This window comes from Leuconostoc aquikimchii (assembly GCF_040838325.1).
In the GTDB taxonomy this organism is placed as follows: Bacteria; Bacillota; Bacilli; order Lactobacillales; family Lactobacillaceae; genus Leuconostoc; species Leuconostoc aquikimchii.
The window spans coordinates 1,172,547-1,193,840 of the sequence record NZ_JBFPER010000001.1; the positions used below are offsets into that span (position 1 = coordinate 1,172,547).

At 36.1% G+C, this 21,294-nt stretch carries 29 protein-coding genes and 1 pseudogene; 10 read left to right on the forward strand and 20 right to left on the reverse strand.

Annotation, left to right across the window (positions count from 1 at the left end; all coding sequences use genetic code 11):
* Nucleotides 1-2: 2 nt before the first annotated feature.
* A complete protein-coding gene (locus tag AB3K24_RS05795) occupies nucleotides 3-1,166 on the reverse strand; it encodes a metallophosphoesterase family protein (RefSeq protein WP_367974251.1) in 1,164 nt (387 codons plus the stop codon).
* A 122-nt stretch (nucleotides 1,167-1,288) separates the two neighbouring features.
* Here AB3K24_RS05795 and AB3K24_RS05800 point away from each other — a divergent pair, with 122 nt between their 5' ends.
* Nucleotides 1,289-2,320, forward strand: coding sequence for a lactonase family protein (locus AB3K24_RS05800; RefSeq protein WP_367974253.1), 1,032 nt, complete (start codon nucleotides 1,289-1,291; stop codon nucleotides 2,318-2,320).
* A gap of 62 nt (nucleotides 2,321-2,382) precedes the next feature.
* Here AB3K24_RS05800 and AB3K24_RS05805 read toward each other — a convergent pair whose 3' ends face one another.
* From AB3K24_RS05805 to AB3K24_RS05815, 3 genes are all read right to left on the reverse strand, one after another.
* Nucleotides 2,383-3,096 carry an SGNH/GDSL hydrolase family protein gene (locus AB3K24_RS05805; protein ID WP_367974255.1) on the reverse strand — a complete coding sequence of 238 codons (714 nt, stop codon included), beginning with the start codon at nucleotides 3,094-3,096 and terminating at the stop codon, nucleotides 2,383-2,385.
* 279 nt (nucleotides 3,097-3,375) lie between these two features.
* Nucleotides 3,376-3,954, reverse strand: a complete 579-nt coding sequence (locus AB3K24_RS05810) for a hypothetical protein (protein ID WP_367974256.1) — start codon at nucleotides 3,952-3,954, stop codon at nucleotides 3,376-3,378.
* 436 nt (nucleotides 3,955-4,390) lie between these two features.
* Nucleotides 4,391-4,639, reverse strand: coding sequence for a hypothetical protein (locus AB3K24_RS05815; protein ID WP_367974257.1), 249 nt, complete (start codon nucleotides 4,637-4,639; stop codon nucleotides 4,391-4,393).
* Nucleotides 4,640-5,528: 889 nt separating this feature from the next.
* Here AB3K24_RS05815 and AB3K24_RS05820 point away from each other — a divergent pair.
* The 3 genes from AB3K24_RS05820 (at nucleotide 5,529) to AB3K24_RS05830 (ending at nucleotide 8,480) form a co-directional block, all read left to right on the forward strand.
* A complete protein-coding gene (locus AB3K24_RS05820) occupies nucleotides 5,529-6,644 on the forward strand; it encodes a DNA/RNA non-specific endonuclease (RefSeq protein WP_367974259.1) in 1,116 nt (371 codons plus the stop codon).
* 81 nt (nucleotides 6,645-6,725) lie between these two features.
* Nucleotides 6,726-7,427 carry an ion transporter gene (locus tag AB3K24_RS05825; RefSeq protein WP_367974260.1) on the forward strand — a complete coding sequence of 234 codons (702 nt, stop codon included), beginning with the start codon at nucleotides 6,726-6,728 and terminating at the stop codon, nucleotides 7,425-7,427.
* A gap of 33 nt (nucleotides 7,428-7,460) precedes the next feature.
* A complete protein-coding gene (locus tag AB3K24_RS05830; protein WP_367975585.1) occupies nucleotides 7,461-8,480 on the forward strand; it encodes a site-specific integrase in 1,020 nt (339 codons plus the stop codon).
* A 222-nt stretch (nucleotides 8,481-8,702) separates the two neighbouring features.
* On the opposite strand, the gene AB3K24_RS05835 is transcribed toward AB3K24_RS05830, so the two are convergent.
* The 11 genes from AB3K24_RS05835 to AB3K24_RS05885 all read right to left on the reverse strand — a co-directional run bounded on the left by AB3K24_RS05835 (nucleotide 8,703) and on the right by AB3K24_RS05885 (nucleotide 14,938).
* Complete coding sequence (locus AB3K24_RS05835) at nucleotides 8,703-9,824, reverse strand: tyrosine-type recombinase/integrase (RefSeq protein ID WP_367974262.1); 1,122 nt, start codon at nucleotides 9,822-9,824, stop codon at nucleotides 8,703-8,705.
* Between the two features lie 142 nt (nucleotides 9,825-9,966).
* Complete coding sequence (locus AB3K24_RS05840) at nucleotides 9,967-10,167, reverse strand: MerR family transcriptional regulator (RefSeq protein WP_294976741.1); 201 nt, start codon at nucleotides 10,165-10,167, stop codon at nucleotides 9,967-9,969.
* A gap of 43 nt (nucleotides 10,168-10,210) precedes the next feature.
* Entirely contained in the window at nucleotides 10,211-10,534 is a 324-nt protein-coding gene (locus AB3K24_RS05845; RefSeq protein WP_367974263.1) for a hypothetical protein, read from the reverse strand.
* Nucleotides 10,535-10,824: 290 nt separating this feature from the next.
* The gene (locus tag AB3K24_RS05850) at nucleotides 10,825-12,246 is read right to left on the reverse strand and encodes a phage/plasmid primase, P4 family (protein ID WP_367974264.1); all 1,422 of its coding nucleotides are present in this window, start codon (nucleotides 12,244-12,246) and stop codon (nucleotides 10,825-10,827) included.
* A complete protein-coding gene (locus tag AB3K24_RS05855; RefSeq protein ID WP_367974266.1) occupies nucleotides 12,236-13,057 on the reverse strand; it encodes a bifunctional DNA primase/polymerase in 822 nt (273 codons plus the stop codon). The genes AB3K24_RS05850 and AB3K24_RS05855 overlap by 11 nt, the downstream gene beginning before the upstream one ends.
* A complete protein-coding gene (locus AB3K24_RS05860; protein WP_367974268.1) occupies nucleotides 13,057-13,374 on the reverse strand; it encodes a MarR family transcriptional regulator in 318 nt (105 codons plus the stop codon). The genes AB3K24_RS05855 and AB3K24_RS05860 overlap by 1 nt, the downstream gene beginning before the upstream one ends.
* Complete coding sequence (locus AB3K24_RS05865) at nucleotides 13,371-13,643, reverse strand: hypothetical protein (RefSeq protein WP_367974270.1); 273 nt, start codon at nucleotides 13,641-13,643, stop codon at nucleotides 13,371-13,373. Before AB3K24_RS05865 ends, AB3K24_RS05860 begins: the two co-directional genes overlap by 4 nt.
* Before the next feature lie 16 nt (nucleotides 13,644-13,659).
* Nucleotides 13,660-13,893, reverse strand: coding sequence for a hypothetical protein (locus AB3K24_RS05870; RefSeq protein ID WP_367974272.1), 234 nt, complete (start codon nucleotides 13,891-13,893; stop codon nucleotides 13,660-13,662).
* Nucleotides 13,890-14,096: a hypothetical protein gene (locus tag AB3K24_RS05875; protein WP_367974274.1), complete on the reverse strand. Its 207-nt coding sequence runs from the start codon at nucleotides 14,094-14,096 to the stop codon at nucleotides 13,890-13,892. Before AB3K24_RS05875 ends, AB3K24_RS05870 begins: the two co-directional genes overlap by 4 nt.
* Nucleotides 14,096-14,257 carry a serine/threonine protein kinase gene (locus AB3K24_RS05880; protein ID WP_367974276.1) on the reverse strand — a complete coding sequence of 54 codons (162 nt, stop codon included), beginning with the start codon at nucleotides 14,255-14,257 and terminating at the stop codon, nucleotides 14,096-14,098. The genes AB3K24_RS05875 and AB3K24_RS05880 overlap by 1 nt, the downstream gene beginning before the upstream one ends.
* Before the next feature lie 135 nt (nucleotides 14,258-14,392).
* Nucleotides 14,393-14,938, reverse strand: a complete 546-nt coding sequence (locus AB3K24_RS05885) for a BRO-N domain-containing protein (RefSeq protein WP_367974277.1) — start codon at nucleotides 14,936-14,938, stop codon at nucleotides 14,393-14,395.
* Between the two features lie 264 nt (nucleotides 14,939-15,202).
* On the opposite strand from AB3K24_RS05885, the pseudogene AB3K24_RS05890 reads away from it, so the two are divergent.
* Nucleotides 15,203-15,406: pseudogene (locus tag AB3K24_RS05890) on the forward strand (helix-turn-helix domain-containing protein); the annotation flags it as partial.
* Nucleotides 15,407-15,722: 316 nt separating this feature from the next.
* On the opposite strand, the gene AB3K24_RS05895 reads toward AB3K24_RS05890, so the two are convergent.
* Nucleotides 15,723-16,343 carry a Rha family transcriptional regulator gene (locus AB3K24_RS05895; RefSeq protein WP_367974279.1) on the reverse strand — a complete coding sequence of 207 codons (621 nt, stop codon included), beginning with the start codon at nucleotides 16,341-16,343 and terminating at the stop codon, nucleotides 15,723-15,725.
* A gap of 195 nt (nucleotides 16,344-16,538) precedes the next feature.
* On the opposite strand from AB3K24_RS05895, the gene AB3K24_RS05900 reads away from it, so the two are divergent.
* From AB3K24_RS05900 to AB3K24_RS05920, 5 genes are all read left to right on the forward strand, one after another.
* The gene (locus AB3K24_RS05900) at nucleotides 16,539-16,910 is read left to right on the forward strand and encodes a helix-turn-helix domain-containing protein (RefSeq protein WP_367974281.1); all 372 of its coding nucleotides are present in this window, start codon (nucleotides 16,539-16,541) and stop codon (nucleotides 16,908-16,910) included.
* Nucleotides 16,911-17,342, forward strand: coding sequence for a M78 family metallopeptidase domain-containing protein (locus AB3K24_RS05905; RefSeq protein ID WP_367974282.1), 432 nt, complete (start codon nucleotides 16,911-16,913; stop codon nucleotides 17,340-17,342).
* Nucleotides 17,343-17,426: 84 nt separating this feature from the next.
* Nucleotides 17,427-17,834 carry a hypothetical protein gene (locus AB3K24_RS05910; protein ID WP_367974283.1) on the forward strand — a complete coding sequence of 136 codons (408 nt, stop codon included), beginning with the start codon at nucleotides 17,427-17,429 and terminating at the stop codon, nucleotides 17,832-17,834.
* Nucleotides 17,827-18,210, forward strand: a complete 384-nt coding sequence (locus tag AB3K24_RS05915; RefSeq protein ID WP_367974285.1) for a hypothetical protein — start codon at nucleotides 17,827-17,829, stop codon at nucleotides 18,208-18,210. The genes AB3K24_RS05910 and AB3K24_RS05915 overlap by 8 nt, the downstream gene beginning before the upstream one ends.
* A 315-nt stretch (nucleotides 18,211-18,525) precedes the next feature.
* The gene (locus tag AB3K24_RS05920) at nucleotides 18,526-19,098 is read left to right on the forward strand and encodes a hypothetical protein (RefSeq protein ID WP_367974287.1); all 573 of its coding nucleotides are present in this window, start codon (nucleotides 18,526-18,528) and stop codon (nucleotides 19,096-19,098) included.
* Between the two features lie 111 nt (nucleotides 19,099-19,209).
* Here the strand turns inward: AB3K24_RS05920 and AB3K24_RS05925 are convergent, their stop codons facing one another.
* From AB3K24_RS05925 to AB3K24_RS05940, 4 genes are all read right to left on the reverse strand, one after another.
* The gene (locus AB3K24_RS05925) at nucleotides 19,210-19,497 is read right to left on the reverse strand and encodes a hypothetical protein (protein WP_367974289.1); all 288 of its coding nucleotides are present in this window, start codon (nucleotides 19,495-19,497) and stop codon (nucleotides 19,210-19,212) included.
* A 2-nt stretch (nucleotides 19,498-19,499) separates the two neighbouring features.
* Complete coding sequence (locus AB3K24_RS05930) at nucleotides 19,500-19,910, reverse strand: hypothetical protein (RefSeq protein WP_367974290.1); 411 nt, start codon at nucleotides 19,908-19,910, stop codon at nucleotides 19,500-19,502.
* A 306-nt stretch (nucleotides 19,911-20,216) separates the two neighbouring features.
* The gene (locus AB3K24_RS05935) at nucleotides 20,217-20,534 is read right to left on the reverse strand and encodes a hypothetical protein (protein WP_367974291.1); all 318 of its coding nucleotides are present in this window, start codon (nucleotides 20,532-20,534) and stop codon (nucleotides 20,217-20,219) included.
* 150 nt (nucleotides 20,535-20,684) lie between these two features.
* On the reverse strand, nucleotides 20,685-21,080 hold the full coding sequence (locus AB3K24_RS05940) for an RNA polymerase sigma factor (protein WP_367974292.1): 396 nt from the start codon (nucleotides 21,078-21,080) through the stop codon (nucleotides 20,685-20,687).
* Between the last annotated feature and the right edge of the window lie 214 nt (nucleotides 21,081-21,294).

Here is a 21,294-nt window from a genome sequence, read left to right on the forward strand (position 1 = left end):
TATCAGGCCTTTCTGGACTGTATCAGTTGTTGCATTTTATCTCGCAACACACTTTTCCCTTCGTCACCCATAAAATATTCTCGAACAAAGGTTGGCGCTTCATTAGACACGTAGTCTGAGATAACAAAGTCAGAAAAAACTGTTTCCAACGATTCAGACCAATATTTTTGATCAATGTTATCCGCAGCCAGTAATGTAGACATGTCATGAGTCGTTGTTAAATTTATTAGCCATAAATTTTCTGGCGATTTTTCTCGTACTTTCTCCAACGTTGTCCCACTCGCTAACTGCTGACTCAGTATTTCATCTATTTTTGAGGTGATTTTAATCGATAAAAAAGTTGTTTTCTTAGGAATATCGTGCAATATTTGGTTCGTTAAATCAAGTTCATCTTTAACTGCTGGCAAAATTAATTCTTCCCAGATAATCGGCGAAACTTCATGAAATGTTGGTATTAATAGGTGATTACTGCTTTTTACCAAGTAATACCCTTTCGCTCCAGTTTCCTTACGATTAAGGCCTTGTAAAACACCCGAATAACCAATAAATGGCTGATTATTCAAAGTTTGGCGTATATGAATATGTCCCAAAGCCCAATAGTCATAATTTTTTTTCAACATGTCACTGACACTAAATGGTGCATATGGCTCACCATCAATACCCGGTGACCCATGGTATAAACCAATGTGATAATCTGCTAACTGAGATTTTATCGGAAAATCGTCAATTACTTTTTTTGGCTGACGTTGCGTTTGATAGCTAAACCCAGTCAGAGCAATTTTTTCACCTGTGTCAAGCGTCAAATATTTTGTTTCAACCTTTTGGCCAAAAACATGCACATTTTTTGGCCAAGGTAAATGACTTTGCTTATCAGCTTCAAAATCATGATTCCCAAAGCTTAAATATACTGGTATACCAACAACATTCAAACGTTCAAATTGATGACTAACAATATTTTGAATTTGAGGGCTATTTTTAGTGGCACTATATAAATCACCAGGAAGTACCAAAAAATCAACTTCTTCGGTAATTGCTGAGCTAATAAGATCTGTAAACGCCGTTATTGTTGACTGATGAACGATTTTTTTTAGTCGATTAGGCAATGTTTGATCTAATCCAATAAATGGATTTCCTAAATGAATATCTGCTGCATGGATAAATTTCATAACAACCTCTCTTGAACATATGTTCGTTTATTATATTATACTTAATTTAAGCTTGATTCTCAACTTGTGAAAACCCTTACATTTATGGTATGATATAATGAGTTAATTGAGGAGACAAAAAAATGGCGATATATAAAATTTTATTTGGTACATACACAAAACGTATTTCACAAGGACTGTATGAGGCTGAGTTAGATACAGACGCTCAGCAACTACAAAACGCTACCTTCATTGGTGAGTTGACAAATCCAACTTATCTAGCAATCTCTAAAGCTAATAAAGTCTATGCTGTTGAAAATCGGGATGGTCAAGGTGGCATTGTCACATTAGATAATTCAGTACGCCCCCTCGCTGAAATTGATTCACAGTTAAGTGAAGGATCTGCACCAGCCTATATCGGTGTTGATGAAGCCCGACAATTAATTTTTGCCGGCTACTATCACCGTGGCACCGTTGAATCATATAGCATTCAGCCTGATGGTAATTTAACACTCGTTGACACTTGGCAAAATACCGGTTCAGGTCCTCGCCCTGAACAGAGTACATCACATATTCATTTTGCTAACCTCACACCTGACAATCGCCTCGTTGCTATTGATCTTGGAACAGATGAAGTTATTACCTTTGATATTCAGGATAATGGTACCTTCAGTGAAACTTCTCGCTTCCGTACAGAGGCAGGTTTTGGTCCACGTCACATAAGATTCTCACCAGATGGGCAATATGCTTACTTGCTCGGTGAATTATCTAGCTTACTCAGCGTTTTAAAATATAATACCGAAGATGGTTCATTTGAACACGTTATGACTGCGTCGACTATTCCAAACGATTGGACAGAACATAATGGTTCAGCTGCCTTACGGTTAAGTGATGATGGCCAATTTGTTTATGCTTCAAATCGCGGTCATAATTCAATTGCTGTCTTTAAGATCAGTAATGAAGGATCTGAAATTGAACGTATTCAATTAATCAGTACTGAGGGCGAATTTCCCCGTGATATGAATTGGGATATTAATCAAAAATTCTTGGTTGTAGCTAACCAAGATACTGATAATGTATCATTATACGCACGTGATAATGTATCTGGTGAATTGTCACTACTACAAAAAGATTTCACAATTCCCGAAGGCGTTCGCGTTGTATTTGAATACTAAACAAAATAAACACTTAGTTTAATTAAGAGATGAACTTTTTCTCCATTAATCTAAGTGTTTTTTTATTGTTTAAAATTATTTTTATACACTATGGCAATTTCACGAGCAATAATTTGGTGCCCTTTTTCATTTGGATGCAAGCCATCTGGCATATATTTTTCGCGAAATAATTGTTTATTAGGGTCAAATAATACCCGACGCATCAAGTTAACATACGGTAATTTTAAATCTTCACATGCTTTCACTTGTGCCGTCATATAGTCATGTAAAGAATGTCCTAAGGTATTTTTTGTGCTATCTGTACGCCTCACAATACTACCCCACATAGGTGTTTGGTAAGTTGTTGTGACAATAATGATTTTGGCCATTGGATTGCGTTGTTGTAACTGAAATACCGTTTGATAAAAAGCCCCGATATAGGACTTTTTTTCATTATCCTCTTTATTGCCTATTGGTACATTAGCCAACCAATCATCATCCGTGCCTTGTAAAATATATAAATCAGATTGATTCAAACGCTGTGATTGTTGAAAAATACTTTTCTGACCATTATCAGATAAATGGGCACCCGACCGGGCTAAATTTTGAACTGTGCCCCCCGTTGCCTTCTGCAAATATTGGCCGTAATTAACTTTTGCTTTCAAACCAAAAGAGACACTATCGCCAATAATACCTATTGTTTGTACTTTTTCTAGCCCGCTATTCTGAAAATAATAGTTGTTCTTTACTTTCAATGGTGACTTTTTTATAAAATCAAAAAATTTCTTTATAAACATTTTTATGTGCTTCCATTTAAAATTTATTTATCACTAACTTTTGACTATTTTTTGTTGCAAAAAAAAGAGTCTTGTCATGTGACCAACCAAAATTGGCATATGAACACCGAAGCTAAGCACATCCCTAATCCTAATTGATCCTATCAATACAATAATTACAACACGTTTATTTATACCTGTCAATGAATGAAGTGAATTTTATGTACAAAAAAAACGAGCACTTTTTGGGGGTTCACTTCATGGCTCGGTTTTAAATTATGCTAAATATTAGCTTCTTAATTATTGATGTTGATTTAGAACATTTTGTGCATGTGATTCTGTATTTTTAGCATCTTGCAATGCATTATCTAATTGCTTTTGCAGATCAGAATTCTTGTTTGCTGAATCATTTGATTGCTTTTGCAAATCATTTAATTGTTGCTGCAAATTTGAAGCTTTTGAATTAGCAGCAAGTAATTGTGATTGCACGCCATCTAATTCTTTTTGCTTATCCGCAACCTTTTGATTACCTTCAGCTATTTTTTGATTAATTTCATCAATCTTCTGTTGCAATTGTGTCTGGAAAGAGGCATTGGCGTTCGTTAATTGATTCTGCAAATCAGCTACTTGATTCTGCAATGACATCAAATTACCTTTTGCGTCTGTCAACTGGCTCTGATAAGTGCTGCTTTGCTGGCTCAATGTAGAAATCGTATGAGATTGCGACGTCAGCTTGTCGCCTAATTGGTCGATAATACTGCGTGTATGGGCTAGGTTGGGCGTGCCAATCCATGCACCACTATCAGCAAGGACTGCACCTGCGCCAAATGATATGGTAGCTGCTGCCGCAATTGTAATGATTGTCTTTTTGTACTTCATAATATCCTTCTGTTTTCACTTACTTTTTGTAAGCTTTTTATATAACTATAAAATTATATAATTTATATATACACTTGTCAACACATTTCATACAATTATGTTGTATAGACAGGACAACTAAAATAACAACAATTAGTTATGGCTTGACTAATAATATGTCCGTTGTTTGTTCTAATGTGTACATCACATTAAGTATGTCTGTTCACTTGCTTAAAAAAACGTCATATTGAAACATCGACAAGGACTTCTTCATGTCATTTATGACACCTTCTTTCAGTATTTGCTAAGCAATTTTACATCTATTGTACCCACACGTCTCATGTCTGGTAGCTTGTATCTTGGATGTCCCTGCTGCATATCATTCTCCTTAAACATTAGATATACAAAAAGCCCAACCGTTTTTAATAGGCTGAGCTTGTTAGTCCCGTATTTATTTTTAATTAGCTTTACGCAAAAATGCAAAATACTCATAGAGAGCCAATGCAACTAACATGGCCACTCCGATATAAATCGAACTAGATATTGCTATAACGGCAATTACCGTCAACCCAATAGCTGATGTTGTGAACACCAAAGAAAACTTTTGCAAGTTTGTCAACTTGTCAGTGTCACCTTGAAAAGATACTGCAGTCATAATGACACCAATTAATATCATTATGCCAAAGAAAACATGTAATGCAATCATAATATATTACCTCCGAACTACATTATACGATAAAGACATTATAAATGCACAATTGTTTGCTGATTGCTTATAGTCTGCTTCTGAATTTTAGTACAATATAAAAACCATAACTGAAAATAATAGGCTATTTTTTTAATTGATACTGTATTTTTCAGTGTACATTTTCTTGGTAAATAGGGTCAACAACATCAAACGGTGCGCTGAATGTTTTCACATTCCTGTCAACTTCATATCGGCTAAATCTGTTAACCCAGATAAACATAATTATAGTTGTACTTTCTGATTGGATTACCCACGATTTTTGGCACAACGATTGCCACATTGTCTTAAAAAATAGTACTTTACAATATGATAGTTTCATACTAAAATTACATAGTAAAGAAGCATAAATAAAGTAAGTTCCTCTTAATCAATCCGCTCAAAATGATAGTGTACAACTGCCTTTTGCTTGTTTAAAATATATAACTAACTTACAAGAATTAATCTGTATGAAAGTTTCGTACTTGTTAAATACATGTTAGCTTTCGATGGTAGACCAATATCTGACAAATACCAACGCATCATACTTGAATTATTGAGCGCATAAGATTAATCGTATTCAAAACTATCCATCATTCACGTATCCTAATAAAAACATTTTAGAATCAATGCGGCCTCTGGCTAAGCAGGTAGAAGAGCAGAATGTGCACTTATTTGCTATACGTTTATTCTTTGAAAGTATTGACGAAGACTATATACCAAATTACATAGCCGTTACGTTCACGCTAGGCTGGTCACTGTCTATGGCCCATTTAGTGCGGCAAGTTTGGTTAGACTATTCAAAATCTATCTCCTTTTAGTCAATCACGTGCCAAACGTTCACGTTAAAAAGTTTGGGAGAATAAAATATATGTTCAAATTATTGAAAAAAGTGTTGTTAGTATCTATTGTATCAGGTGCCGTCGGCATTTTAAGTACTGATAGTATTTCTGCAGCTAAAAGCTATCGTGATACTAGCCTAACAAATATAGCACAGCATCCAATTGATTTTAGTAAATCTAAACAATTGCTATTGAAAGACAATGATGAACATCATCGTGCAACTGATGTTCATATTCAACTTTCATACGCTGAAAAACCAACTGCAAAACGTGCACAGCGTTTAGACTATGACCCTGCCGGTTGGCATAACTATCGCTTCAAATACGAAAAAAGTAACGGTAAAATTAGTAAAGAATGGTTGTTCAATCGTGGTCATCTTGTAGGTTATCAATTTAGCGGCTTGAACGATGAAGCAAAAAACTTAGTGCCTGAAACAGCCTATTTAAACGCTGGTGCGCTAAAAAGTACGAATGCTTCAAATAAGAAAAGCATGCTTTATTATGAAAACCATCTTGCAAGTTGGTTGAAGAAAAACAAAAGCTATCGGCTCGATTACCAAGTAACACCAATGTATCGCAATAATGAACTGTTACCTCGACAAGTTCGTTTAGCCTATGTTGGGTACAAAGACAATGGCGAAAAGGTCAAAATCAATCTAAACTCATACCGTGAAGAAAAAGGAAACGGCGATGCGACAGTTGTTTATATAAATAACGATAGTCCTAATGCAATTATTGATTATTCAAACGGTACAGCCAGAAATACATTAAACAAAGCAAAGACACTGCAAGAAGATAAGGCAGCAGCTAAACAAGCAAGTTCAGAGGCAATAGTAAAAGCCTCATCTGAAAGTGCCGCTCGTGAATCAAGCGAATCGGCTGCCAGTGAATCATCGCTTTCCGAATCATCACTTGCTGAATCACGCGCAAAAGATGTTGCTAATGCAACCGCGCAACAGCAGCAAAACCAATCCAATGTGGTGCCAAATCCCACGCTATCAGCTCCAGATGGCAGTGTTAATAGTACAGGTGCATACAAGTGGGCTATTCAAGATGGCTTTGACTGGCAAACGAGAAAAGGTCATTCAACACGAATTGCTTCAGGCGGTTCACTACCTGCTGGTTACCATTGGCAAGTTCAATAAATACTAAAGGCCCTTTTTGAGGGGCGTACATATACGTGCTAGTATCCACGCTTAAACTACTTCAGCGAAATAATAATAATAATGAACAAATTATACTATGCGTCAATTCTGATTTTATCTGTTTCATCCATCATTTTAGCACTGCTTGATATATCTAATGTCATCAGTATTAACAGCTCGCCATACAATTATGCAGATAAAGGAATATTAGCATTTTTCTGGATAGATTACATTGTGCGACTTGTTAGAACTAAAAATAAAAAACGTTTTTTCAAAGAAAATATATTCGATCTGTTGGCAATTATTCCATTCGACTCTATATTTTATTTTTTCAGAGCGTTCAGAGTACTACGCATGATAAAATTGTTACGTTTAATTAGAATCGTTGGTTTCACCGGAAAAATACAAAAAAGTATCAAGCGTTTCTTTGAGACAAACGGATTCATTTATTTAATCATAACAACCGTCGTTCTGATATTAATAGCCGCTGAAATATATTCAGTTGCTGAAAGCGTTAACTATATGAACTCGTTATGGTGGGCTATCTCTACTACCACAACCGTTGGATATGGGGATATTTCACCACACACAGAAGTTGGCAGGCTCATAGCGGTTGTGTTAATGATATTAGGTATTGGATTAATTGGTAGCGTGACAAGCACCGTAACGGCGTTCTTTGTTGACGAAAAGTCGAATAAAGAAAATAACGAGTTACAACATGAATTAAAAGATATTAAATTAGAGTTGAAATTGTTGCATGAAGAAATAAAGAAAAGTCGTTGAAATGTTTTTAATAGGCATTGGTGGCAGTTTTCTATTCCCTATCAAGGCGAATACAGAAAGAAAACAAAATCCGGTTTCAAAACAAAAACAGAGGCTAATATTTGGGCTACCGAAGCAGAAAGCAAAAAGATAAGTAATACACTATCACAAAGTAATGGATTAATTATCGATATGTTTGAAGAATGGTACTTAATATTTAAAGAGCCACATTTAGAAACCAGAAGTAAAACATGGTACATCACTACCCTAACTGTCATGCGCCATTATTGGCCAAATGTAAAACTAGCAGAAATAACATCCATGATGTTTCAACAGCTCATTAACGACTATGGAAAAGATCATGTTCTTTCTTCCGTATCACATGTCAAAAACATGATTAGTGCCTTCGTTAAATATGCTGTAGATGAAGATTACATAGTTAAAGATTTTTCAAGAAATATTAAAACCCATTCCGCCAAAGCAAGCAAAGATAAAAGCTTGAAATTTTTAGAAAACAATGAATTAGAATACCTGATAAAAACGTTGGCAGATAATGAAGCGACAACAAGCCACATGATTCTAACAGCTATTTATTCTGGTGCAAGATATTCAGAAGTGGCTGGATTAACTAAAGATGACTTTGATTTCATCAATAACACCATCTCAATTAATAAGGCTTGGCAAGCTGATGATCGTGCGTTTAAAGTCACAAAAACTAAATCATCAAATCGTGTGGTTGATATGCCCCTAGAATTTATGAATAAGGCTGTTACTTGGTCATTTGGGTCACGATATGCGTTTGAGGGCAATAATGACATACCACCAACCAACGAGGGCGCAAACAAGCAACTAGCGCGCTATTTAGACAAAGGTGACTGTAAAATAATTACCTTTCATGGACTTCGCCACACTCACGCAAGTTACCTACTTGCTAATGATATTGCCATTCAATATGTTAGTGAACGCTTGGGGCATTCTGATGTCAATATTACATTAAGCGTGTACGCTCACTTGCTTCAAAAGAAGCGTCATATTGAAACAAATAAAACGATTAAACTGTTGAGCAATTTGTAGCAAATTTGTAGCACTGAGTGCTATTTTTTTTACCTATTCATCATGGTTAGTACCTGTTCATACTTGTTTTAAACACGACAAAAACCCAGTCATACCAGCGATTGCAAACAAAAAGGCTGTCCCACCAACATTGTTGATAGAACAGCCAATAAGGAGCTAGCGGGACTCGCAACAGCTCACTTATATCAAGGTTCACAGCGTTTTGTACTATATTTAGTACCATTAATCAATTAAATTAGATAATACACTACCAGTTTCATCACTGGCACGTTTGGTTATATCACTATAAATATTAAGTGTCATAGATACATCTGCATGGCCTAAGTAAGTTTGTACTTGTTTAATATTTGCGCCTTGGTCAATCGCTAAAGTTGCCCATGTGTGACGTAATTTGTGCATAGATAGCCCAACCGCGACACCATATTTTTCACTCACGCCACGTAACCATTTATTAGGTCTGATCGTTTGTAAAGTATGCCCCTCGTTTTGAAAGACATAATCACTTGTTTTGTTGTACGTTGTGACCTGATACCATTCAGACAATACTGCCAACATCTTGTTATCTATTTTAAGCGTACGCCTGCTTGTACGGCTTTTAGGCGCTTTGATGTAGGTACTGCCATTTAAACCACGTCCCAATGCCTGAACAATATTAATATACCCATTATCAAAGTCCACATGTTGCCATTCCAACGCTAGCAGTTCTTCAGTTCGCATCCCCGTGAATGCACCTAATCTAAGCAACGTATACGCTTGCTGGTTGATGTATTTATACTGACTATCCAAAACATCAACAAAGGCTTTAAACTCGTCAACATCCATGAATTGCTTAAGTTTATTGAGCTGTCTGCGTTCCTTTGGCATTTCTATTTTAGTAAATGGATCTATTGGTATCATGTCCATCCGCACTGCAAGATTTAACAAGCGCCTAAAATATCCCGCTACTTTTCTGTATCGTAATAACTTACCCTGCAATGTGTTAAGATATCTTTGTAATTTAATTGGCGTAATATCAGTTACCAGTGTGTCGCCCCATTGAGAGATAATGTGTGTTTTGAACACAATCATTGTCCTGTTCAATGTGCTTTCTTCCACAGTATGCTGATACGTTTCAAGCCACATATCATACAACTCTTTAACGGTCATCACGTTTGGGGTTGTTTTTTTGTTGTATCTACTTTCGCCATTGTCAAATAACACACTCTCGTTATTAAACCATTGTTGCGCACTACGTTTACTCTCAAAACCACGCTTTTTAACTCTTACTTTCTGATCATGATTAATCAAGTACCCGTTTATTTCCCAAAATTTACCTTTGGCTGTATTTACTTGTTGCAAGTTCATGATGTCATACCCCTTTGTATTTAAGCGAGTAGGCTATGTACAGGGATAAATAAAAAAGCATGGTCTTTTACAAGTTCACACGCTTTCATTATTTCACACTGTTATAGCTAACTTGCTATGCTTAACGCTTTCTTAAACTCTCCTAGTCATAATAATGCCTCACGGCTTCATCTATTTCATCACGATCATATCGTAGGCCGTGCTCGGTTGGATAAGCTTTTACCTTGCCCGTCTCAACATATCTTTTAATAAACGTATTGTCTGCCACACTGACATATTGATGTGCTTGGCTACGCTTTAGCCACTTTGGCCATAACTGGGGATGCGTATTATTTGCTGTCATGTATTGCTCCTTTCTATGTAAATGTGTCTGCTGCACCTCTCAATTAATTAATCGTATTGTCACTCCAATCAAGCATGACGATTATGCCATTTTCTGATTTATCCAATCGTCTGCGTGTATCTTCCGTGGCCATACTGTTATTGATATTAGTGTAGTGATGCTTAACTTGAAAACCATGGCTTTTAAGTAACTGTTCGGCAAATTCTTGACTGATATACGCTGGTTCATTATTCATTCTTAGTAATGCTTCAAAATCGTGTTTGATATTGTAAGCGTGTCTTGCATTATTCGTTATCTTGCGTTGTGGTTTTAAGCCACTAACAAAACCGTCAATAAGTCCACGTTGATAATCTGTTAATTCGGTCATAAATTGCTCCTTTTTTGTTGTTTTTGATAACTGTACCAAAAAGTGCCCCTTGAATGTGCCACTATTTTTACGCTTTCATCGTCTGTAACCCTTGATATGACTGACTTTTATTTTTTGTGCCAAATGTGCCAACTTTTTTTCACACTACATACCTTATATAGCTCTTTTACTTTTTTTTATGAAAAGTATTGGAACAAATGGAACAAGGGGTTAAAGCCTTGCGCCCCAACGGTTACAAGATTTATTTATTGGCACATTCAAGGCACATTCTTGGTACATTATTTTTTGTATTATTCAAAGTAAGTCTGTAAATCTAAACCATCCCAACTCCATACAGGGTTATCTGTCATCTTGGCTGATTGGTGGCTTCGTGTCTTAATCTTGGTATATCCTAGTTGCTCAATTTTGCTATTAAACTGCTTACGTTGTAACTTACTGTGTATGCCATTATCGGTTAACCATAATTGAAAGACATCCCATGTTTGCGCAAGACTAGCGCCACCACTATATACATCATCCACATCACGGCTGACGTCTTTCAAAAATGTCGTTACTAAGTCTTGGCGCTCTAACCATTCTCTAGTTGCTTCTTCAACTTCTTCATTGATTGAAAACATCCCCCGTTGCTTGGCTTGTTGATAGGCGTCTAATACCTTATAAGCAAACGCCCCAATTTCCTTAACAGCTTCTTTTTCATCCCATAGCATAGCGCGTTTGGCTTGCTCCTGTGGCCGTTCACGTACTCTGGGTGCTGTGACTGGAATAATCTTAATCCGCTGTGACAACGCCACATTAACCGCAATATTAGGTGTTTGATTTGCACCAAATAACAGTAGGGCATAAAACGTTAAGCTCATACTATCTGCATTCTTAGCTTCAACGTCTATCTTGTCGCCACCTGATAAACTTCGTAATGTGTCTGGTACTTCAATACGCGTATCTGGTAAATCAAGATGGATATTACTCAACTTTTCAAACAAACCAGACAGGCCAAATCTCGCACTCTTACCGTTACTGCCTGCTATGGTATCCATGTCTTTTGAAACAATATTTTTGGCGCCTAATAACACATTAACTATCGTGGCAAAAAAGTAACTTTTACCTGTCCCACCCATCTCATCAACAATCACAGCAATGGTATTGAATGTCTTGTATTCGGGGATGAAAGCATAACCTAACAGCTCTTTAACAAATTGCCATGAATTTTCAAACAAATAACTACCCCATGCTTCAATATTTGGTGCTTTACCATCGGTATCTAGTGAAATGTGATGACCATTTACCAGGTAATTATTCGGTTGATTAGGCATGATATGGCCTGTGTCAATGTCATACGTCCCATTTCCAAAAGCTAGAATGCCTGTGTGCTGATTTTCAAATGGGTTGCGGTCACTGATTGTTTGAATAAGCGTTGTTTTACTCACATCCTGCATCCGTTTAACGTTATATGCGCCATAACGCTTGAGCTTTTCCAATGCTTCACGCTCAATATAAGCTCTTGCTGACTTTTCAGTCACGTTTTCCCATGCAACTTTGTTGTATTTGTAGTATCTAATCGCACTGTTAAAGGGCACGCCAACCACTGGCGTATCTTTAATAATCACTTCACTTAATTTCAAAACATCAATGCCCTTAACGTTGCCATTTTCATCAATATTTAGCCAATCAGGTGTACTTTGTCGTGGTGGTAGTTGTTTCATATCATCTGCCATACTGGTTCATCCTCACTCTTTTGTTATATTCTCGTTTATAGGCACTCTTATACGTGCGGTGTAATTCTTCATGGCTCAAAGGCACGATACTTTTATCATTAGCCATTTCTAAGATGTCTAGTGTACTTTGTGGGTCCATATCGATTGTTAACAAGTAACCCGCCAAACTCATAGCCTGATCATTACGTTGTCCCTCATCAAAGCCATTTTTAACCATTAACCAGCGCGCTACATTGCTGTATCTGCTCGTACGTTGGTTACTTGGTGTGCTTTTATTTTGATACTCAGATAGCTTGTACACCCACTCTGGGGCTTGCTGTATCGTTTCAAATGCTGTCACTGCTCGGTAGGCTTCATTATCAATCACAGTCGGTGCTACCGTGATTGCTGTTTCTGATAACACATCCACACCATTGATCACATTAATGACATTCTTAGGCTTACTTTGGCCATTGGGAATGAGATAAAAGGCGTGTAGCCCTCCTGTGGCTGTCCGTTCAACATAAGTATCTTGGATAGTCTCTGGGTTAATGTCATGCGCCTTAAACCATGCCCCAATACTTTTCAAGCCATTGTGTTTGTGCTTATCAATATCAACAATCACAAGATTACTTTTTGATAAATCAATACCCACATTGCCATTTCGATACTCTGGATGTTGTGTGAGCCATGCTTGTAGCTCATCCCCGTTGTTAAAACTGTTGTGATAGCCACCCGCCACGCCATTATGCTTCTGATTGGGTAACGCCATGAAAACATAGGCGCCTGCTTGTTGGTATTGTATGATATGGTTCCACTTATTCACTATCATCACATCCTCGCAAACCGTTCTTCATGCTGTAACAAGGCATTAATAATTTCTTGCTGACTATTCACACTCTTTTGTAACGTGTTGACTGTTTCCCAAAACTCATTACTGGTCACAATGAGATACATGCCACCGTGTGTTTGTCGATTACTACCAATCAAATACCCACGTTTACGCAAGTTGGCCACAATCGTGCTCACGCGCTTTTTATTGATACGCAATAAGTAAGCTAACTTTTCCAATGTAATGGCTTGTGCGCGTCCTGCTGGCAATGTGTTAAGTATTTGTTGCTCAATGCTTGATAATACTTCCTCAGTCATTTTTTTGCCTCACGTTCATTAAGAAAATCTCTGAATATTGGTGTAATTTGTGCTGTGTTGGTCTGCCTATCTAAAATTAAAAATGGTTTATCTGGTGTTGATAACGAATTAATATAAGCTATGTTTTCGTTATTGATCATAAATTCTGCATGATGTTGGTTGTTCATGGTAAAATGTGTATAGCAAAAGCCATAATATGGGTGTTTGTGGTCGGTTATCACTGTTTCCTTGGTCGGGGATGTGATAGCTTTTTTTATGCCCTTTTTCATGCTTTGCTGTCCTTTCTTAGTTTTGTACTTGAAATACATCTCGTTCAATGGCTGTTAGGTCATAAATAACCGTATTCTGATGCTTGTATGGTGTGATTAGTCCTTGCTGCTTCCAACTTTTGACTGTGCCTAAACTCACATCAAAATGTTTGGCCACGTGTTCCGCTCGTTTCCAGACATGATGTTGATTGCTTAACTGAGTTTTAACGGCTTGTACTTCTGCCATGAGTTCATCATTAGTAACTGTCATTTTTTGCCTTCTCTCTGTATTACTTGTGCCTTACCTAAAATGCGCCGTCGTTCGTTTGCCTTATCGACAATATCAATCACAAGATGTTCACTTGTTCGTATGCCATTGTGATACTGCCACGCTCTCAATAGATAAATACCAACACCTGTATAGCCTGACTTCTCAATACGATAGGTCCGCCCTGTTTGCGTTGTAATGACCATTAGGCACGCTCAACAACTAAACGGGTTACTGCTCTGTCTAAATGCTCATAGGCTGTCATAATATCCGCCTGTGCTTGCTGATGTTGTAACATCCCCTCACTGTCTGCAATGGCTGGCAGTGTTTCAAAAAGTTGTTGTAATGTTTTGATATAAATATTCATCTTACTTTCCTCTCATGTTTGCATTTACTGTTATCTTGGCCAAACGCTAGCCCTGTGATGAATGCGCCACCTAGCAATAACATAAGCGTTATAACTTCGCCTATCCACATCATTAAATTCATCTCATTTCTCCTCTTACTGCCAACCATTAATTTGTTGAAATGCTTTAAATTCTTCAAATTGTTTTAACTGTTCTGATAATGACGGTTGTTCGTTGTTTGGACTGCGTTTGAATGTTTTAGCTTGATATTTCATAATGCTAGCTGTCTCATCATTTGCACTAAAAGCGTTATTTAACAAGTCTTGTACATTGCTTTTACTTGTTTCATATTGTCCTGTCCGCATGATTGCTGGTAATACCTCACTAGTAACCCAATTTTTAAATAGTCGTGCATTAGGTTTGTGACTGCCAATAATTAACTCATACAAACCAGCTTCATTAACAGCCAACATGTCACGTTTGAATTGATTTCTTCCTGTATTTTTGACAGATAGGAACGTGAATGTATTGATATTACGGCTTTCAACATGCATGTCCAACGCTTGCGCTGTATTATAATAATTCAATGCTCCTGTAACATCTTTTGCGTTTAACCATAGTTCACCACTCTCAATCAACGTTCGCACTGGATATCTTTTATTGGTACTTGGTTCAAATGTCCATACATTTTGATTATTCATCTTATTTCTCCTGTATCGTTGCTTTTAACGTGACTCACTCTTGCACGCATTAACTCTGTTTGCCTTTCATTACCTTGTATTGTCTGATATGATATGTGTATATACTAATCATCAATGTTTCTATTTGTTTACTTAATAAACATTCAATATTTAAACTATAAACAATGATTAGTTAATAAACAATATGATTTAGACTTTCTTAACGTAGTTTTATTTTTAATTAAGGTCTTTAAAAAATATTAATATTTAAGCGAGGTATTTATTATGTCCATAACCGCAGACCGTATAAAAGAGTTACGCAAACAAAAACAACTAACACAAAGTGATTTAGCTAAAATAATAAATGCTTCCCGCATGGCAATCGCTAACTATGAGACTGATAGAAATAAGCCGTCTTTTGCCATGCTCTCATTGATTGCTGATGTTTTAGATACCACCGTAGACTATTTAGAAGGTAAAACAGATGAAGAGCCTGCATATTTAGCGATTGATAACAAAATAACCTATATAAATAATAAAAAAGATTTGGGCTTTAATTCGAAATATTTGAGTGAAAGTGAATTTCAATTTATTACTGATCTTTCTGAAGACATAATACTTAATGGTCCGAAAGAACCAAAACTATTCAATACTAATATGATTATTTATGGCGTAACCCCTGATGAATTTACAGAAATTAAAAAATTTGTATCTTATATCAAATCACAACGTAAGAACACCGACACATCCTCTAACTAGGGGATGTGTTTTATTGTATTAAGGGTGTCATTTTTAGTGACACCCTTTAAATATCAGCAAATAGCTTAGTTTTAATGTCCTCATAGTCATAGCCGTCTTGAATGAACAATGATATTTGTTGTTTAGCACGTTCTAACCTTGCGCTCTCGTCTGATGTGAGCGCACTCTGCGGGTCCTCTGTGTGCCGTTGGTCTTTAATCTGCTTAGGTGTGACACCCAGAGCGTATTTATAAGCCAATCTGTGAAAGTTGCTGTAGGCGTGTTTGCTGTCTGGATAATGCGCTTTGATCACATCCCCAAAACCAATGTTCATGACCTTGTTCACTTGTCGGTGTATCTTGCGTTCGTCAAGTTCTGATTTAATTTGATAAAAACTCTTAACTAACAACTTCTTAAATTCTTTAACCTTTAACGTGTTATCAAGCAACGTGATTAAAAATGTCGCTTGCTGTTCGTTTAAGTGATATATCTTTTTAGGTCGTCCACCATTGCTCCCTTGACTAGGTTTCGTCATTTCAAATGACAAAACCCCTAAATCTGATAAGTCCTTTTTGTAACGATTAATCAAAACCATAACCGCGTGTCTTGTAACATCTGTAAAATCACAGATAACATCTACTGTTGTGTATGGCTCATCTTGCAAACCTTTGTAATATACTAATTCCATGTTTTAATGCCCTTTCTTGTCTTTAAATGTCTTTGCTTGTCTGGTATGATATGTATATATAAGGAACTTATTTTTATATTTGTTCCTTAAATGAACATTCAATATCTAAAGTATATCTATTGTTCCTTTAGTGAACAACTGCATTTAGATTTCCTTAACTATTTTTAAAGTTCCTTAATATCTCGGAGAAAAATTATGTCCCTAACATCTGAAAGAATTAAATCAGCTAGACAACAAAAAAAGCTAACCCAAAGTGGATTAGCTGACTTAATTAATTCTTCCCGTGGAAGCATAGCTAAAATTGAAACAGACGTCTTTACGCCTTCTTTTGCTATGCTTTCTCTGATTGCTGACGCTTTGGATACCACAGTGGACTATTTACAGGGTAAAACAGACAACGCGCTGAAAACGGCTCACAATGTGTCTGATAGCGGGGATGAAAGTAAGAAACAAGTTGACTTGTCAGATGATGAGCTAATCATGTCTTTTGAGGGTAAAGAGTTGTCAGACGACTACAAACAAGCTATTATCGCCATGCTTCGAACTATGCGTGAGGATAAACAATAAATGTATGAGTACCTAGACTATAGTTCCCCACTCGAATATTTTGATGACGTTGTCGCTAAATATAACACCACGCGAACACCTGACAAGCAAATACAAGTTATTGAGGTTTCTGGCCACGACCATGATCCAGACGTCGCATCCCCGTTTGACAACATTATAATCATCAACCCAAACTTTAAAACCAAGTTCTCACTGCCTTTGCGCAAGTTTCATGAGCTACAGCATGTTTTAAATGGCGAACAACACAAAACTTATGCGTTCTCGCCTTTGGCCAAAAGTGATGCAGAGATAAGCGCCAATGCTTACGCATTTAAAATGCTGGCAGACTTTTACTTTGACGAGAACACAGACAGATACAGCAAGCTCTATGACTTCATGGCGTACTTTGGTATCCCCATGTCGCTTGAGAGTGGTGTGTTGAAGAATATATAACAAATCAAGAGTAGACATAATTTTTAATTTTTGAAAACCATTTAAAAAACAATTATTCGTCGTGAAAGGTATCATTTTAATACTATGCTAAAATATATTAGAGAATTAAGCATATGGATTCTAAGCTGGATTGTAGGTAAATTTTTCAAACTATCTTCGGTCGATGCGCTGTCTTTGGCTACTGTAATAACTGCTGTTGTCTATTTGGCTTTCATGGTAGCACAATACATTAATAATTTAGAATCATGGCAAAATTCAGTAAATCAACATATCAATTCTCAGGGTGATAAAATTACGCCGACTGCTCGTACTCAACTTAATAACACAAATAGTAATAACAGTAATATCAACATTTCTGTTGCTCCAAGTGTTTTTACCGGAAACAAAACAGTGACTCCCGATGACGAAACAAGTATTGATCCAAAAGTAAAAGATAACGCCTATACGGGTAACCACCCTAATAAAATAGAAAAGGAAACAAATAATGATTGATACCGTTGAAATAAACTATTTTTACGCCTCAATGCCTAATACAGCTACTCCTATTCAAAATATAAATTTTGACACAAATTCAACCACATCCGTTAACATACAATTAAACGCCGGAATAGTTTATGAAAAGGATAAAAAACTTACTATTCAATTTTTACTTAACGGTGTAATAAATGTTGCTGGTAACGTCCCTACGCAAGATTCATATATTGTGGAAAATGAGGACTATCGTGGTGTCTCAGTAAGTGCTGGTCTAAATATAGCAACTCCACAAAATGGAAGTACAAAAACACCTCTAAAAGTAATCGTTATTGATTTAGATACTGGACATCAACTCGCTACATCAGAAAGTAATTTACACTTCACATCAGCTTAGTATTTAATTTTTTTAATTGTTGTGTCGTAATTTATTTGTTATAAATACATAATCTGTGATGTTTTTTCATGTAGTATTTTGTAGTAATTCTCCACTTATGGCGAAAATAAAAAGCTGCAACAAAACGCAACGTTTTTGCAACGCTAAATGTGATTTTTTTGTAACTTTGTGACCATTAAAATGTAACTTTTTTTGTAACGAAAGTTACACGCTGTTACAACGTTTGTAACGCTCGCCATATCAAGTATAATAAACATATACAATCAATTAAGGTTGCAAAAGGTCACAAAATTTGCTTAATGATTTAGACAGTATATGCGTACAATTAAAGATTATAAACAACTGAATATAAAAGATTTTGTATTTCTTATTAGCAGTGCTAAGGATATTATTAGGTACAATGGCCATAAAATACAATTCACCACAACATCCCCTAATTATGGCGGTGTACGTTATTGGTTTGTGTGCCCTGTCTGTGATAAGCGCAAAGGCACACTATATGTTGTGAGGTCGGTTATGGCTTGCCGTGAGTGTGCAAAGTTACAGTACTCATTACAAGACAACAAAGTTAATCGTGACCCTTTTTATAAGCTGATGCACTATGATAGGATAGTGATGAAAGCAAAGCGAGAATTAAATCCACAACAAGAATTATTAGTATGCAGTGTACTGCTTTGTGGCGAACTCGGTGGTTTCATGCCTGACAAACCTAAGGGGATGCACTGGAACACCTATGTTCATAAAGCAGCATATATCGATAGCTTAACGAATAAGATGTATAACCTCGTTAAAGTAATGATCATTGGCAGACAAAAACAAGCTTACGAGATGGACCAACATTATGCCACTGTTCTCAGTGAGCAAGGAAATAAAAAATTTATAGGATAAAAAACCACGCTCTATTTAAAGGACGTGGTTTTTATTGTGGTTATTGAGCGTCATTAATAACATTTTAATTTTTATATATGCAATAAAAAACATCACTTAATTCTAAAAAAATTAATGGTGGTTTAAGATATTAATAGCCAACGCAACAATCGCTATAATCGTTGTAATAGACCATTTACCAAGATCTTGAACCGCAGCTAATTTTTGCTTTAAAGTTTTATTGTCATTCTCTAACTGACTCGTTTTTAAATTGTTTTCTAATTTTTGAACAGTCATCTCCAAATTATGAAAGTCATCTTTAGAAATAAATTTTTCGTCAACTAATTCTCTTGGATATCCCTGACCAATCTGATTGCCTTGACCTATATTTGTGAAACCATTACTCGGACCAGCAGCCATGATTATTCAGACTCCTGACTGAGGTTTATAGGGAGAGAATTATTAAAGAAAACACCCTCTTTTACTTCAATGAACCCCTCAGGACTATTTTTTATATCTTTTGTGTTAGATGCTTCGAAAGATAAATTTTTTAATTTGAGAACTTGCTCATCAACAACAACTTCAAATTCATAATCTGCTTGACCTGAAAGATTGGGATCTTGCGGTTTTCCTAATGTATAAGTAACGTGATATTCTTCTCTTCTCGTTAAATTAACACCCGACACAACCAAAAAGTGGACTATTGAATTGAAAGTAGATACTGGGAAGTTAATAGATAATTTAACGTTAAATTTATATTGCTGATTTTCAATCCTTTCATTTTCAAAACTTGATTTTAAAACTGATGGACGTTCGCCTATAATTGTACCCATTTTTTATTCCTCACTATGTATCAATATTAACACACAAAAATAAACATTCAGCTTGACAACAGCTTGCTTAAACTTTTTATAACAATAATCTTCACATGTATAATTCTTGTTGATTAATAACACATTTTTTAACTCTCTGAAATCTCTTTTAAGCTTTGTTAGCTATTCATGGTATAAATACACTACTTTGCATTTAACACGCAAATTCAACCACATTACAGGCTATTCTTGCTGTATGCTTGCCCTTCTTATGTATTGTCTAATTCTTGATGTTAGAGAGTATTTATTATGACAAACAAAAGAGCACTACACTTGTAATGCTTCATGTCTCAATCTGATAAACTCATCCCCGTGTTGTGAGAGCATGACTAGTAGCTTTTTAAAGTCGTTACGCCATGTTCTTAAAGATGTGTTACTCATCCCCACTTCATTGCATAGTTCATCCCATGTCAAGAACTTATCACTATAATAACGTTTGATCACTTGCTGATGTTCTGGTTTAAGCACTGACAAACAAAATGTAATATCAGCAATATCTCGCTTGTATCGTGTATCAATCTCAGCCATGAGTTTCAACCTACCTGAAAAATAATTTCTTAACAATTTATCTGTACTATCTGCCACGCTATAACCTCATTTTTTCATCATCATAATAAGTATTGTTCTGGTCTTTTTGGCCACAATTATTGACCTGGGACCGCACAACCACGTTTTTATTTAAATCATGGGGGTATGTGATTTTAATCCACTACCTTTATGATTTAAATCATGTCCCTATTCGAACATGCCATAGGCAAGCGCAAACTCGTTTAATGCGTTAATTTTGATCCTTTTACGTATGCCTGATTCAGAAAGTGCCAACCGTTCACTTATTTCTTTGTAGGTTAGGCAAAATAAATATTTAAGCTTAATAATGTCACGATTGATGGTGTCATTCATAAAGTTCAAGGCCTGATAAACTTTGGCCACAATTTCGCGTGCCTCCATAACCCTATCCACTGCATCAAGCGCGCTATTTTTATTTGATTGGTTCATTGGCATATCTGATAAAGCACGACCGGATAATTGTTGATTGGCTAGATTGACATGCGCAACCGTTGCAATATTTTGTAGTTGCGTTAAAAACGTTTTTACTTGTTGTTCATCTATGTTGTAAGTCACAATTTCCATATCACACCTCATTATTTTGATATCATTATTATATCAAAAGATAAAACAATATGTACCACGTTGTTACTTATGTGCTATTTTGTACCTTTTATGCAAATAAAAAACGGCTTAAACGCCGTTACACTGCCTACTCGCTTGGTTGTAAAAAGTACCTAAAAAAGTACCATTTTGTGTGAAATGCTATGAAACACAGTGCAACGTTTTTCATAAGAAA

What these genes read in the sequence shown, in the direction of transcription:
- AB3K24_RS05795 (WP_367974251.1), bottom strand. Translation starts at nt 1,166, where the DNA reads ATGAAATTTATCCATGCAGCAGATATTCATTTAGGAAATCCATTTATT.
- AB3K24_RS05800 (WP_367974253.1), top strand. Translation starts at nt 1,289, where the DNA reads ATGGCGATATATAAAATTTTATTTGGTACATACACAAAACGTATTTCA.
- AB3K24_RS05805 (WP_367974255.1), bottom strand. Translation starts at nt 3,096, where the DNA reads ATGTTTATAAAGAAATTTTTTGATTTTATAAAAAAGTCACCATTGAAA.
- AB3K24_RS05810 (WP_367974256.1), bottom strand. Translation starts at nt 3,954, where the DNA reads ATGAAGTACAAAAAGACAATCATTACAATTGCGGCAGCAGCTACCATA.
- AB3K24_RS05815 (WP_367974257.1), bottom strand. Translation starts at nt 4,639, where the DNA reads ATGATTGCATTACATGTTTTCTTTGGCATAATGATATTAATTGGTGTC.
- AB3K24_RS05820 (WP_367974259.1), top strand. Translation starts at nt 5,529, where the DNA reads ATGTTCAAATTATTGAAAAAAGTGTTGTTAGTATCTATTGTATCAGGT.
- AB3K24_RS05825 (WP_367974260.1), top strand. Translation starts at nt 6,726, where the DNA reads ATGAACAAATTATACTATGCGTCAATTCTGATTTTATCTGTTTCATCC.
- AB3K24_RS05835 (WP_367974262.1), bottom strand. Translation starts at nt 9,824, where the DNA reads ATGAACTTGCAACAAGTAAATACAGCCAAAGGTAAATTTTGGGAAATA.
- AB3K24_RS05840 (WP_294976741.1), bottom strand. Translation starts at nt 10,167, where the DNA reads ATGACAGCAAATAATACGCATCCCCAGTTATGGCCAAAGTGGCTAAAG.
- AB3K24_RS05845 (WP_367974263.1), bottom strand. Translation starts at nt 10,534, where the DNA reads ATGACCGAATTAACAGATTATCAACGTGGACTTATTGACGGTTTTGTT.
- AB3K24_RS05850 (WP_367974264.1), bottom strand. Translation starts at nt 12,246, where the DNA reads ATGGCAGATGATATGAAACAACTACCACCACGACAAAGTACACCTGAT.
- AB3K24_RS05855 (WP_367974266.1), bottom strand. Translation starts at nt 13,057, where the DNA reads ATGATAGTGAATAAGTGGAACCATATCATACAATACCAACAAGCAGGC.
- AB3K24_RS05860 (WP_367974268.1), bottom strand. Translation starts at nt 13,374, where the DNA reads ATGACTGAGGAAGTATTATCAAGCATTGAGCAACAAATACTTAACACA.
- AB3K24_RS05865 (WP_367974270.1), bottom strand. Translation starts at nt 13,643, where the DNA reads ATGAAAAAGGGCATAAAAAAAGCTATCACATCCCCGACCAAGGAAACA.
- AB3K24_RS05870 (WP_367974272.1), bottom strand. Translation starts at nt 13,893, where the DNA reads ATGACAGTTACTAATGATGAACTCATGGCAGAAGTACAAGCCGTTAAA.
- AB3K24_RS05875 (WP_367974274.1), bottom strand. Translation starts at nt 14,096, where the DNA reads ATGGTCATTACAACGCAAACAGGGCGGACCTATCGTATTGAGAAGTCA.
- AB3K24_RS05880 (WP_367974276.1), bottom strand. Translation starts at nt 14,257, where the DNA reads ATGAATATTTATATCAAAACATTACAACAACTTTTTGAAACACTGCCA.
- AB3K24_RS05885 (WP_367974277.1), bottom strand. Translation starts at nt 14,938, where the DNA reads ATGAATAATCAAAATGTATGGACATTTGAACCAAGTACCAATAAAAGA.
- AB3K24_RS05895 (WP_367974279.1), bottom strand. Translation starts at nt 16,343, where the DNA reads ATGGAATTAGTATATTACAAAGGTTTGCAAGATGAGCCATACACAACA.
- AB3K24_RS05900 (WP_367974281.1), top strand. Translation starts at nt 16,539, where the DNA reads ATGTCCCTAACATCTGAAAGAATTAAATCAGCTAGACAACAAAAAAAG.
- AB3K24_RS05905 (WP_367974282.1), top strand. Translation starts at nt 16,911, where the DNA reads ATGTATGAGTACCTAGACTATAGTTCCCCACTCGAATATTTTGATGAC.
- AB3K24_RS05910 (WP_367974283.1), top strand. Translation starts at nt 17,427, where the DNA reads ATGCTAAAATATATTAGAGAATTAAGCATATGGATTCTAAGCTGGATT.
- AB3K24_RS05915 (WP_367974285.1), top strand. Translation starts at nt 17,827, where the DNA reads ATGATTGATACCGTTGAAATAAACTATTTTTACGCCTCAATGCCTAAT.
- AB3K24_RS05920 (WP_367974287.1), top strand. Translation starts at nt 18,526, where the DNA reads ATGCGTACAATTAAAGATTATAAACAACTGAATATAAAAGATTTTGTA.
- AB3K24_RS05925 (WP_367974289.1), bottom strand. Translation starts at nt 19,497, where the DNA reads ATGGCTGCTGGTCCGAGTAATGGTTTCACAAATATAGGTCAAGGCAAT.
- AB3K24_RS05930 (WP_367974290.1), bottom strand. Translation starts at nt 19,910, where the DNA reads ATGGGTACAATTATAGGCGAACGTCCATCAGTTTTAAAATCAAGTTTT.
- AB3K24_RS05940 (WP_367974292.1), bottom strand. Translation starts at nt 21,080, where the DNA reads ATGGAAATTGTGACTTACAACATAGATGAACAACAAGTAAAAACGTTT.